Source organism: Pseudomonas sp. P4_D7, assembly GCF_056401755.1.
In genome coordinates this window covers 86,258-98,058 of the sequence record NZ_JBFUIR010000020.1, presented here as the reverse complement: position 1 = coordinate 98,058, position 11,801 = coordinate 86,258, and the positions used below count along the sequence as shown (strand labels likewise).

The following is an 11,801-nucleotide window of genomic DNA, read 5'->3' as shown; positions in this document are numbered from 1 at the left end:
GACCTGCATTTCCCCGATAGGGTTACGGGTTTAGTGTGAGGGCTTTCTGCACGGCGCCATCGACGCTCAGACCGCTGAGGATCACAGCGTTGGCCTGCACTTCGGGCAACGCCTCCAGCACCGCCAGCGCCTCATGCTTGAGCCGCGCCAGAATCAAACGCTTGCCTTCCTGATGCACCCGCACAAGGAACTCCTGCATCGCCTCAATGCTGGTGCCATCCAGGTCCGGCGTCTCCTCGAGACTCAGAATCACCGTATGCACCGGCGTTTCTGCATGGCGGATCAGCCGTAACGCTGCGCCCAGAATCCGCTCAACGTTGGCAAAGAACAACGCCTCACTGGGCCGAATGATCAGTACGCCAGGCTCCGTTTGCGCAACGGGATGACGCTGCACATCGACAAAATCGTGCCCGCCATCAATCCGCCCGAGCACTTGAATGTCCGCGGCCGACATCTGCTTGAGCATCAGCAGCACACTGATCGCCACCGAAACCAGCAGACCGTCCAGCACGCCCAATACCAACACGGCCGAAACCGCGCAGATCACCAGCACACGATCCCGGCGCCAGATGAAGTAGCGGCCCAGTGGCTGCAGACTCAAACCGCGACCCAGCGCATGCATGACAATCGCGGCGAGGATCGGCTCCGGGGTCAGGGCAATCCACGGCAACACCGTCAGCACGATGATTAACACCACCAACGCCGCCACACCGCCGGCCCAGCGTGACGTCGCACCTGCTGCTTCATTCGCCGAGGTCGCCGAGTACCCTGCCCCGGCCGGCATACCATGAAACAACCCGGAGAGCAGATTCGATGCGCCTAGCGCCAACAGATCACGGTTTGAGGTGACGCGGTCGCCATGCTTGAGCGCATACGCACTGATCGACCCGTAAGACTCCGCATACAGAATCATCACCAGCGCAAAACCCACCTCCCCCAGCCGTAGCCAGTCGGCGAATGGCAGCACCGGCAGGTTGGGAACTTCCAGGCTCAGGTCGATAATGCCGATCATCTGCACGCCGTACGCCGACAGATTCAACCATTGCCCGGCGGCGATGCCGATCACTACTACCAGCAAGCCACCGGGCACCCGCGGGAATCGTGAAAATACTCCGAGCAATACCAGTGCGAGGGCCGCAACAGCCGCGGCCGGCCAGTTCCATTGCGGCAGCTGTTCAAGCAATTGCGGGGCGAAGCGCACCAGATTGGCGTCGGTCAGATGCACGCCGACCACGCTGGCGACTTGTTTGAGAATGATGGTCAGCGCCAGGCCGAAGGCGAATCCGCGCAAAACCGGTTTGGCGATGAAAGAGGTGACACTGCCCAGACGAAAGAGCCCAGCCAATAGAAACAACCCGCCCGTAACCAACACCAGGCCGACTGCCAGGGTCGAGCGCAATTGCGGGTCACCATTGGCCAGCGTCGCCGTCGCCGCCGCCAGCACAGCCGCCGAAGAAGACGTCGCCGAGACAATCGCAAAGCGACTCGTACCGAATACCCCGTAGCAGAACAGTCCGGCAAACAGGGCGATCACCCCGGCCTGAGGCGCCAACGCGGCGATGGTCGAATACGCCACCGCTTCGGGCAGCAAGAGACCGGCTATCGATAGACCGGCGAGTACATCCCGCCAGCGATTGGGTTGTTCTACAGGTTGCGGGGCGCTCGACAATCCACTGTCTCCAGACGAAAAAAAGCCGCTGCATACGTCGTATGCAGCGGCCACTGTAGCTGAGTATCTGGAGTTGTAGCTTACGCGGTCAGCGAATAAATCAACGCCGAAATCGCTACCAGGCCGACAGCCGTTACAAACACGTTCGACGCCTGGCCGCGATAGCGGGCCATCGCTGGCACTTTACGGATTGCGTACATCGGCATCAGGAACAGAATCGCCGCGATCACCGGGCCGCCGATGGTTTCGATCATGCCCAGAATGCTCGGGTTCAGGGTTGCCACGATCCAGCACACCACCAGCATGAAGGCCGCCACGATGCGATCCAGCGCCTTGGCGCCCGGGCGCTTGCCGCTCTTGATAATCAGGCCTTTGAGACCTTCGCTGGCACCGATGTAGTGACCGAGGAACGATTTGGAGATCGCCACAAACGCAATCAACGGCGCTGCGAAAGCGATGGTCGGATTGCTGAAGTGGTTGGCCAGGTACGACAGGATCGACAGATTCTGCGCCTTGGCCTCGGCCAGTTGCTCCGGCGAAAGGGTCAACACGCAACTGAAGACGAAGAACAGCACCATCGCCACCATCAACAGGTGCGCGCGGGACAGGATCTGCGAGCTGCGCTCTTCAGCGTGGACACCGTAACGACGCTTTTGATCGACCGCAAACGCCGAGATGATCGGCGAATGGTTAAAGGAGAACACCATCACCGGAATCGCCAGCCACAGCGTGTGCAGCAACGCAGACGGTGCCGGCACGTGCGAAGCCGTGGCGAGAATGCCGCCGTTCCAGTGTGGAATCAGGTAAACGGCGAGGAACAGCAGCGCGACGATAAACGGATACACCATCAGGCTCATCGCCTTGACGATCGCCTGCTCACCGCAACGCACCACGGCCAGCAGACCGAGGATCAGCACCAACGACAGCAGAGCGCGCGGTGGCGGCGTGATGTGCAGTTGATGTTCGAGAAAACTGGCGACCGTGTTGGTCAGACCAACGCTATAGATCAGCAGGATCGGGAAGATCGCGAAGAAGTACAGCAAGGTGATCAGCGCGCCGGCCTTGATGCCGAAATGCTGCTCGACCACTTCAGTGATGTCGGCGCCTTCACGACCGGAAAGCACAAAGCGGGTCAGGCCACGGTGCGCGTAGAACGTCATCGGGAAGGCCAGCAGCGCAAGGACCACCAGCGGCCAGAAGCCACCCAGTCCTGCGTTGATCGGCAAAAACAGGGTACCGGCGCCGATGGCCGTCCCAAACAGTCCCAACATCCAGGTGGTGTCCTGGCGATTCCAGCTCGAAAGTTCAGCAGGTGCTGCTGCATCAAAGCGCTCTTCGACGCTATTGGCCTGATCATTCATCCGGTCGGATCTCCGCATTCCGGTCACTTGCCACTCGGTCAGACGCGTCGGAAAAAACCGACAGACATGCTCCGGCCGAAACAGGGGCGCGATTCTCCGCGATAAATGAGCAGAAGCAAAGACTTAGCTGAGGAATGGTTATGCGGAGCAGTTTAGAGGTGTGTCGTTTTTGAGAAAATAACTGTCGTCTTCAGGTAGGCGCCGTGTCGTTTTCTGGCAAGCTCCAACGTTTGATGCAGTCGCGAGGAATCGATCAGATTGATCGTGCCAGGATGAATCCGAGCGACATACAAAAAATGCCGAACGCCAGCATCCCCCAGATTGGATACATATCGTCCTTGTCCTTGATACGCATTCTTTCGACCGACTCATCGTACTCACGATCCGCTAGTTCAATCATAGCCTTGCGGTCAAATGTGCTCATCTTGATTTCCTTTTGGGTCATGGGTCTGATTGTTGTGAAGCGTGAACACTCAAACCTTGAAAAAAACGCCTACTACTGCAGTGATTGCGGTCACCACTCCAGCCAATACCGCGAGTGGATAAAAACTCGTCTCTCTCTTTAGCTTTTTTGCTTCAGCCAGAAGCTTTTGTCTTTCCGCCACGAGTTTCCGTGTTTCATTCAGGAGCCTTTGGAGCTCCAGGTTTTCGCGATCGTCCTGAAGCATGCGCCTTCCTTGGCTATTGGCAGTGACTGGCGGGACTGCTTTGTGCCCTCATGATTTCCTAAATCATCTCGCGCCAGATAGCGGATGAATCCGGCGTTTTCGTAGGCAAAATCCGCGATTCAGGTAGGCAGCCTCATACAGAGACCTTTCAGAAAACACCTCGCGATCAAGTACCCGTGCCTTTCAATTTGGCCCACATGATCTAGCGTGAAATGAGTCCCCCTGCCCTGCGGAGCCTTCCCATGCCATTGGTTCGCGTCGACATCAGACAAAACCCCGACCCCAACTTCGCCAAACGCATCGGCGAGCAGATCTACGCCGCCCTGCGCAGTTGTATAGATGTGCCCGAGCACGACAACTTTCAGATCCTGACCGAGCACGATGGCCAGCACCTGGTCTACGATCCGCAATATCTGGGGATCCAGCGCAGCGACGGCGTGGTATTCATTCAGATCACCATCAGCGAAGGGCGCACAGTGGAGAAAAAACAGTTGCTGTTCAAAACCATCGCCGAGCGCCTGCACGCGCAGTTGGCGGTGCGCCTGGAAGACGTGTTCATCAATCTGGTCGAGATGAAAAAAGAGAACTGGTCATTCGGCAATGGCATTGCCCAGTACGTCACCTGACCCCTAGCCAGCTAGCGGCCGAAACGATCATCAAACATCACAAAGCAACCCTCGGCGCTGCCTTCGCACGAGTAATCGACAGTGCGGATGTCAGGTTTTAAAAGAAACGCTCCTTGGAATTGAGGCAACTTCGCTGGCTGCGGTTGCGTCAATCACGAATTTGTAACCTTATCCTCCGTCCTACAACTGCGTGTACTTCTCTAATGTCATCTGCGCTATGAATTACAGAAAGCACCAATAAAAAGCCCTTCGCTTATCGATACTTCAGAATACTCCTACAACCAAAAACACCTAATAAAACCACGACGAAATATTACCGAAATCCGAATAACAGTCATTTGTTACAAGCAACTACGCAGCCATTGAACAATCCTCTTTTTCAGGCCTATATTTTTCACGCCCTGAATGACGAAAGACCAATCGCAAACGACCTTCGAAGTTTGATAAAGAGGAAAAAGCATGCAAAAGCGCACGATCACCGGCCTGCTGTTGACCGGACTGCTTTTCACCCCGCTTGCCAGCGCTGATGTCCGCGAGCTGGCTTCTTCGCCGCGATGGCTGACTACCAAGGTCTACATCGATGGCGCTCCTGAAACAGACGTCAAGGCGAAGTATCCCGGCGTCGTAGGTATATCGACCTGGGATCCCGAGAGTAATCGATACGAGTTCTTTTACACCGACACAGGCGAGTCAAAGTACAACAAAGGCGGAGGCGGTTATTTCTTTGTCACCGGCAACCAGAAACAGCACATTCTGGTACCCGATATCGGTCCGACCAAAACAATTGTCAGGCGCCTGGAAACACTGAACAACAGTGAATTCACTTACTCTCGGGAAGTCCCCCGCGACATGATCGACAACAATCCACTTGTACGTATTCATGTCGTTCACGCGCCGTATACCGGCACCGTAGAAACCAAATCCGCCATCAAACAATAAAACCAGGAGTTCAACATGCAAAAGACAGTTAAAACCCTGCTGATGTCGACGTTGCTGGCCTCCACGGTGTATTGCGCCGGAGTCAGTGCGCAAGCCGCCACCCAACCCGCCACAAATACTGTTGCCACCGCCGACAATGCAATGATGCTGACCGTGTTTCTGAAACATGATCAGACCCGCCCGCTGAGCGAACTCAAGGCCCAGCTCACACAACAAGGCTTCTACAAGACCTTCCCCCCCGCCGGGGTCGAAGTGGTGAGCTGGAACATCATGATGGGCATTGGCCAAGTGGTGACCGTACGCTTCCCCGCCTCACGGCTGGCAGAAGTGAACCTCGCCCTGGAAAACACCGCATGGGGCAGTTACCGAACCGAGTTTTATCCAACCTATGATTTCAAGCCGATTGCCCTCGCAGAACAAACCAAAGCCCAAGCAGCCCAATGATGCCGACAGCACACCGGATCACCGGTGTGCTGCCTACCCTTGCTTCTTGCCCGAAGCCGTCCAGAATCAAAGCACCACTGCGTGAATGACAACGATTGCCAAGCCGCTGCGGATTCAGCACTCTGAAACGACTTTCGCGACCGACCCGCCGACGTTCACAGGAGCCGCGCAATGCCCGCAACCGTTCTGGTACTGGTTGAAACCATCAATGACTATTTGCCGATCCTCGAACATCAGGGTTTTCACCTGATCCTCGCCCCCACGCCGGCCGAGCGTGCGCAAGCCATCGCCACTCACGGCAGCCGCATCGACGCGGTGCTGACTCGCGGGCCGCTGGGCCTGACCGCCGATGAAATCACCGCCCTGCCCGCACTGAAAATCATCACGGTGATCGGCGCCGGTTACGAGCAGGTCGACCTGCAAGCCGCCAGTAACCGTGGCATTACCGTCACCAACGGCGCCGGGGTCAATGCCTCGTCGGTGGCCGACCATGCGATGGCGATGCTGCTGGCGCTGGTCCGGGATATCCCTCGTTGTGACGCTGCGGTACGCCGCGGTGAATGGCCGAAGATCATGCGCCCGTCGCTGGCCGGCAAACGCCTGGGGATTCTCGGGCTGGGCGCCGTGGGCATGGCGATAGCCAAACGCGCCCACTTTGGCTTCGACATGGAGATCAGCTATCACAGCCGCCAGGTGCGCAGCGATGTGCCTTACACGTTCTGCTCGACGCCGACCGAACTGGCACGGGCCTCGGATTTCCTGATCATCGCCACGCCTGGCGGCATCGGTACACAGCATCTGGTGACTCGCCCGGTGCTCGATGCGCTGGGGCCGAAAGGCTTTGTCGTCAATATCGCCCGCGCCAGTGTGATCGCCACGGCGGATCTGATCACAGCGCTTGAGCAACGCAAAATTGCCGGCGCCGCACTGGATGTGTTCGACCACGAGCCGCAAGTGCCGGATGCGCTGAAAACCCTGAGCAACGTGCTACTGACGCCACACGTCGCCGGTCTGTCACCGGAAGCCACTCAAGGCACGGTGGAGTTGGTGGGCAAAAATCTCGTGGCGTTTTTTTCGGGCGAACCGGTACTGACGCCCATTGCCTTGCCTCCGAAACTCAACAATCAGCGCGTGCACTGAAGCACACCGGACGACGTGTCGAGCGCTCGTCCCAGCCCTCCTTTTCGGTCACGGCATATCCGCAAAACCCTGGTTCACCGCGACTTTTCGCGCACATTCCCAAAGGTGATTATCGGGCAACACGCTAGCCTATAAGACCGACTCGCGCTTGTGGCGCCCCGAGCGCGCCATTAGATTAGCCAATGATGTCTGGCCTCCAAAATAAGCAGAAGGGATAAGCATGGCGCTTACTGACCAGTCCACCCGTATCCGCTCTGGCGAAGAACTCGATGCCAGCCTGATCGATCCGTACCTCAAGGCGCACATTCCAGGCCTGAGCGGCACACCTGCGATCAGCCAGTTTCCTGGCGGTGCGTCGAACCTGACCTACCTGCTGGAATACCCGGAACAGGAATTCGTCCTGCGCCGTCCGCCGTTCGGCCACAAGGCCAAGTCCGCCCACGACATGGGCCGTGAATTCCGCATCCTCAATCAATTGCGCGACGGTTTTCCGTATTGCCCGAAGGCCTACGTGCACTGCACCGACGAATCGGTGATCGGCGCCGAGTTCTACGTCATGGAGCGGGTCAAAGGGATCATCCTGCGCTCGGAGCTGCCGCCGGAGCTGGGCCTTGATTCGGCAAAGACCGAAGCCCTGTGCAAAAGCTTTATCGACCGCTTCGTCGAACTGCACCGCGTCGACTACAACGCCTGCGGCCTGGGCGATCTGGGCAAACCGGAAGGCTACGTCGCCCGTCAGATCAAAGGCTGGAGCGAGCGCTACGAAAAAGCCCTGACCCCGGATGCGCCGCATTGGGAAGCAGTGAAAGCCTGGCTCAACGACAAGATGCCGGCCGACCACCCGACCTCAAGTATCGTCCACAACGACTACCGCTTCGACAACGTCATCCTCGACCCGCACAACCCGATGCAGATCATCGGCGTACTCGACTGGGAACTGACCACCCTCGGCGACCCGTTAATGGATCTGGGCAACACCCTCGCCTATTGGATTCAGGCGGACGATCCGGCGCCGGTGCAACTGATGCGCCGCCAGCCAAGCCACGCGCCGGGCATGCTCACCCGCCGCGAGTTCGTCGATTACTACGCCGAACGTTCGGGCATCCAGATCGACAATTTCGACTTTTACTACACCTACGGCCTGTTCCGTCTGGCCGGCATCGTGCAGCAGATCTACTACCGCTTCTACCACGGCCAGACCCAGGACAAACGCTTCGCGCAGTTCATTCACATGAACAAACTGCTGGAGCAGATGAGCTTGCAGGTCATTGCGAAATCGAGCCTCTGACGGCCCACACCCAGGAACCCTTATGTCCAAGACTCAGTTGTTCGACCTCGACGGTAAAATTGCTTTCGTTTCCGGCGCCAGCCGTGGCATCGGTGAAGCCATCGCCAAACTGCTGGCCCAGCAAGGCGCCCATGTGATCGTATCGAGCCGCAAGCTCGACGGCTGCCAGCATGTCGCCGACGCGATCATCGCCGCCGGCGGCAAAGCCACGGCCGTGGCCTGCCACATCGGTGAAATGGAACAGATCAGCCAGGTGTTCGCCGGGATCAAGGAACAGTTCGGCCGCCTCGATATTCTGGTCAACAACGCCGCGACCAACCCGCAATTCTGCAATGTGCTGGACACCGATCTGAGTGCGTTCCAGAAAACCGTTGACGTGAACATCCGTGGCTACTTCTTCATGTCGGTCGAAGCCGGCAAGCTGATGCGCGAAAACGGTGGCGGCAGCATCATCAACGTCGCGTCGATCAACGGCATTTCGCCGGGGATCTTCCAGGGCATCTACTCGGTGACCAAAGCGGCGGTGATCAACATGACCAAGGTCTTCGCCAAGGAGTGCGCGCAGTTCGGCATCCGCTGCAACGCGCTGCTGCCGGGTTTGACCGACACCAAATTTGCCTCGGCGCTGGTGAAGAATGATGCGATTCTCAAGCAAGCGCTGACGCAGATTCCGCTCAAGCGTGTGGCTGATCCGAGCGAAATGGCCGGCGCGGTGCTGTACCTGGCGAGCGATGCGTCGAGCTACACCACCGGGGTTGCGCTGAATGTGGACGGTGGGTTTCTGTCCTGATTTAAACGGCAAATGATTAACCCTGTGGGAGCGAGCTTGCTCGCGAAGGCGTAGTGTCAATCGACAATGATTTGGTTGACACACCGCATTCGCGAGCAAGCTCGCTCCCACAGGTCACTGCTTGAATCAGGCATCGAGGACTTTCGGTAACTGCCAGCCGAAATGCACCGACAGCAAACGCAACAGCAAACACGCCGCCCCCGCCAGCAACGCCGCCGCTACCGGCGAAACGCCCAGCCTGCGGCCGATGATCAACACCGCCGCACCGACAAACGCCGAACTCGCATACAAATCCGCCTGCAACACCACCGGTATCCGCGCCAGCACAATGTCGCGTATCACCCCGCCACCGACGCCGGTGATGGTGCCCATCAGCATCGCCACAAACGGCGTGATCCCGAAACTCAACGCTTTCTGCGCACCGGCCACGGCAAACAGCGCCAAGCCTGCTGCATCCAGCACAATCAGGGTTGAACCGGACCAGCCCAGCACCTGCTCATGAAAGGCAAACGCCAGCCCGCCCATGAAAAACGCCAGCGCCGGGTAGCGCCAATCGGCCACGGCATTGGGTGGCGTCGCACCGATCAACAAGTCACGAGTCACCCCGCCACCGAGGGCGACGATAAACGCAATCACCATCACACCGAGCAAGTCGAGCTGACTGCGCATCGCCGCAATAGCGCCTTCCACGGCAAACACCGCAGTGCCGGCCAGGTCGGCTACCAGCACAATCCGCTCAACCCGGGACTGCCGCCCCGCCGGCGCTATTGCGTGACGCAACGGGTGGTCGTGATGTGTCGAGTAACCTGCCCGTCGGCGTACACGTCACCGGCGACCTCAGTGTTTTCGAGCACCTGACACGTGCGCTCCGGCGGTGGCGGCGGCGCTGCCGGTGGAGGGGGTGGCGGCGGCGCTGCCGGTGGAGGGGGTGGAGGACTGGCGCAACCCGCCAACAACACTGCAAAGAAAGCCAACGGCAACACGCGTTTCCCAAGATTGTTCATAGAACGACCCGCGACAAATGGAAGAGCAACTCCCGCGACCGAACCGACCACGGAAGACCTGACCACTCATTCTTTATAGCCGAGCCCCCCGCAAGCGCCAGTGAATCGGCCGGATCGGGAGGAAGTGGCTGTCGATTTTGCGTTCGGATTCGAGAGGATTGGCAAATTGAAATGTGCTTTGCCTGATAGAGCCTCATCGCGAGCAGGCTCACTCCTACAATTGAAAAGAGTACATCTGGCAGAGATTGGTCGGCTGTCACGCCGCCTTCGCGAGCAGGCTCGCTCCCACAGTTGAACAGAGTACATCTGGCAGAGATTGGTCGGCTGTCAGGCCGCCTTCGCGAGCAGGCTCGCTCCCACAGTTGAAAAGAGTACACCTGGCAGAAATTGGTCGGCTGTCAGGCCGCCTTCGCGAGCAGGCTCGCTCTCACAGTTGAACAGAGTACATCTGGCAGAGATTGGTCGGCTGGCAGGCCGCCTTCGCGAGCAAGCTCGCTCCCACAGTTGGAACGAGTACATCTGGCAGAAATTGGTCGGCTGTCAGGCCGCCTTCGCGAGCAGGCTCACTCCTACAATTGAACAGAGTACATCTGGCAGAGATTAGTCGGCTGGCTGGCCGCCTTCGCGAGCAGGCTCGCTCCCACAGTTGAAAAGAGTACATCTGGCAGAGATTGGTCGGCTGGCAGGCCGCCTTCGCGAGCAGGCTCGCCCCCACAGTTGAAAAGAGTACACATGGCATAAATTGGTCGGCTGGCAGGCCGCCTTCGCGAGCAGGCTCGCTCCTAAAATTGAACAGAGTACACCTGGCAGAGATTGGTCGGCTGTCAGGCCGCCTTCGCGAGCAGGCTCGCTCCCACAGTTGAAAAGAGTACATCTGGCAGAGATTGGTCGGCTGTCAGGCCGCCTTCGCGAGCAGGCTCACTCCTACAATTGAACAGAGTACATCTGGCAGAGATTGGTCGGCTGTCAGGCCGCCTTCGCGAGCAAGCTCGCTCCCACAGTTGAAAAGAGTACATCTGGCAGAGATTGGTCGGCTGGCAGGCCGCCTTCGCGAGCAGGCTCGCTCCCACAGTTGAAAAGAGTACATCTGGCAGAGATTGGTCGGCTGTCAGGCCGCCTTCGCAAGCAGGCTCGCTCCCACAGAACAGCCAAAGCAAAACAGCACAAATCGCGCATCGCTTGTGCTTCTCACCACTCAACAGGATGAGCGTTAGCTCGGCTGCAGCTCTTGATCTTGCCGTGCTGGCCCCTTCGGCAGGCTGAGTGGAGGGATTGATCCGGGGGTGGGAGCGCAGCGACCGTTTGGCGAAGCCAAACACAGCGAGAGGAGGTGCAGCGAAGCAAACCGTAGGCGCTGCCCCCGGATCGATCCCGGAGCGAAGGAACCCCGAGCCCCAGCGAGCGGGCCGAACGCCGGGGCCCAGCCTTTTGCTTACTTTTCGGCGTCTGGAAAAGTGAGTCGCTGTAAGAGCGAAACCGCCAGCCGCAGCACCCAAAGAAACGGATATACACCCACCCCCCAAGAGCATGGTCGGCCCAAAGGCCGCCAAGCCTAAAAGCCCTAAGCCAAATCAGGATCCCGAAAAGAACGCAAAGTGTTGCTCTCCAACTCATACCGCAATTCTTCAATCAAAGCCTCAACCGACTCCCGCGTCCGCAGCGCATCAAGCTTCAACCCACTGATCACCAGATCCACCTGCCCCGACACCGGGTGATAAAGCTTCACCGTCAGCGAATGATCCCCATCCACCAGACACTCACACGCCAGCGGCGAAAAACTGTGTTCAAGCTGCGTGCGCAACTGCGCAAGATTCATCATCAGACTGTTCCTATAACGACTGCGAAGGGCCGCGATCCCGAGCCAGAAAAAAC

Annotated in this window: 12 protein-coding genes; 6 read left to right on the top strand and 6 right to left on the bottom strand. The window is 58.4% G+C overall.

What is annotated here, in order from left to right; all coding sequences use genetic code 11:
- Positions 1-22: 22 nt before the first annotated feature.
- The 4 genes from AC1DVF_RS15295 to AC1DVF_RS15280 form a co-directional block, all read right to left on the bottom strand.
- On the bottom strand, positions 23-1,669 hold the full coding sequence (locus AC1DVF_RS15295) for a SulP family inorganic anion transporter (RefSeq protein ID WP_477782714.1): 1,647 nt from the start codon (positions 1,667-1,669) through the stop codon (positions 23-25).
- Positions 1,670-1,749: 80 nt separating this feature from the next.
- Entirely contained in the window at positions 1,750-3,030 is a 1,281-nt protein-coding gene (locus AC1DVF_RS15290; protein ID WP_116255391.1) for a serine/threonine transporter, read from the bottom strand.
- Positions 3,031-3,283: 253 nt separating this feature from the next.
- Positions 3,284-3,454, bottom strand: a complete 171-nt coding sequence (locus AC1DVF_RS15285) for a hypothetical protein (RefSeq protein WP_177413099.1) — start codon at positions 3,452-3,454, stop codon at positions 3,284-3,286.
- Between the two features lie 49 nt (positions 3,455-3,503).
- Positions 3,504-3,698, bottom strand: a complete 195-nt coding sequence (locus AC1DVF_RS15280) for a hypothetical protein (RefSeq protein ID WP_016982943.1) — start codon at positions 3,696-3,698, stop codon at positions 3,504-3,506.
- A 242-nt stretch (positions 3,699-3,940) separates the two neighbouring features.
- Between AC1DVF_RS15280 and AC1DVF_RS15275 the strand changes: the two genes are divergently transcribed.
- From AC1DVF_RS15275 to AC1DVF_RS15250, 6 genes are all read left to right on the top strand, one after another.
- Positions 3,941-4,324, top strand: coding sequence for a tautomerase family protein (locus AC1DVF_RS15275; RefSeq protein ID WP_477782713.1), 384 nt, complete (start codon positions 3,941-3,943; stop codon positions 4,322-4,324).
- Between the two features lie 459 nt (positions 4,325-4,783).
- Positions 4,784-5,263: a DUF4822 domain-containing protein gene (locus tag AC1DVF_RS15270; protein WP_099758669.1), complete on the top strand. Its 480-nt coding sequence runs from the start codon at positions 4,784-4,786 to the stop codon at positions 5,261-5,263.
- Positions 5,264-5,278: 15 nt separating this feature from the next.
- Positions 5,279-5,707, top strand: a complete 429-nt coding sequence (locus AC1DVF_RS15265; RefSeq protein ID WP_093437066.1) for a hypothetical protein — start codon at positions 5,279-5,281, stop codon at positions 5,705-5,707.
- Positions 5,708-5,878: 171 nt separating this feature from the next.
- Positions 5,879-6,847, top strand: coding sequence for a 2-hydroxyacid dehydrogenase (locus AC1DVF_RS15260; RefSeq protein ID WP_093437063.1), 969 nt, complete (start codon positions 5,879-5,881; stop codon positions 6,845-6,847).
- A gap of 220 nt (positions 6,848-7,067) precedes the next feature.
- Positions 7,068-8,135: a phosphotransferase family protein gene (locus tag AC1DVF_RS15255; protein WP_093437060.1), complete on the top strand. Its 1,068-nt coding sequence runs from the start codon at positions 7,068-7,070 to the stop codon at positions 8,133-8,135.
- 22 nt (positions 8,136-8,157) lie between these two features.
- Positions 8,158-8,925, top strand: a complete 768-nt coding sequence (locus AC1DVF_RS15250) for an SDR family oxidoreductase (protein ID WP_034152479.1) — start codon at positions 8,158-8,160, stop codon at positions 8,923-8,925.
- 126 nt (positions 8,926-9,051) lie between these two features.
- On the opposite strand, the gene AC1DVF_RS15245 is transcribed toward AC1DVF_RS15250, so the two are convergent.
- Positions 9,052-9,705 carry a trimeric intracellular cation channel family protein gene (locus tag AC1DVF_RS15245; protein ID WP_477782712.1) on the bottom strand — a complete coding sequence of 218 codons (654 nt, stop codon included), beginning with the start codon at positions 9,703-9,705 and terminating at the stop codon, positions 9,052-9,054.
- Positions 9,706-11,490: 1,785 nt separating this feature from the next.
- The gene (locus AC1DVF_RS15240; RefSeq protein WP_460090514.1) at positions 11,491-11,748 is read right to left on the bottom strand and encodes a DUF1652 domain-containing protein; all 258 of its coding nucleotides are present in this window, start codon (positions 11,746-11,748) and stop codon (positions 11,491-11,493) included.
- Positions 11,749-11,801: the final 53 nt, after the last annotated feature.

Excerpts from the sequence above, each read along its gene's own strand:
- AC1DVF_RS15240 (WP_460090514.1), bottom strand. The coding sequence starts at position 11,748 with ATGATGAATCTTGCGCAGTTGCGCACGCAGCTTGAACACAGTTTTTCG.
- AC1DVF_RS15265 (WP_093437066.1), top strand. The coding sequence starts at position 5,279 with ATGCAAAAGACAGTTAAAACCCTGCTGATGTCGACGTTGCTGGCCTCC.
- AC1DVF_RS15290 (WP_116255391.1), bottom strand. The coding sequence starts at position 3,030 with ATGAATGATCAGGCCAATAGCGTCGAAGAGCGCTTTGATGCAGCAGCA.
- AC1DVF_RS15255 (WP_093437060.1), top strand. The coding sequence starts at position 7,068 with ATGGCGCTTACTGACCAGTCCACCCGTATCCGCTCTGGCGAAGAACTC.
- AC1DVF_RS15280 (WP_016982943.1), bottom strand. The coding sequence starts at position 3,698 with ATGCTTCAGGACGATCGCGAAAACCTGGAGCTCCAAAGGCTCCTGAAT.
- AC1DVF_RS15285 (WP_177413099.1), bottom strand. The coding sequence starts at position 3,454 with ATGAGCACATTTGACCGCAAGGCTATGATTGAACTAGCGGATCGTGAG.
- AC1DVF_RS15260 (WP_093437063.1), top strand. The coding sequence starts at position 5,879 with ATGCCCGCAACCGTTCTGGTACTGGTTGAAACCATCAATGACTATTTG.
- AC1DVF_RS15250 (WP_034152479.1), top strand. The coding sequence starts at position 8,158 with ATGTCCAAGACTCAGTTGTTCGACCTCGACGGTAAAATTGCTTTCGTT.
- AC1DVF_RS15275 (WP_477782713.1), top strand. The coding sequence starts at position 3,941 with ATGCCATTGGTTCGCGTCGACATCAGACAAAACCCCGACCCCAACTTC.
- AC1DVF_RS15270 (WP_099758669.1), top strand. The coding sequence starts at position 4,784 with ATGCAAAAGCGCACGATCACCGGCCTGCTGTTGACCGGACTGCTTTTC.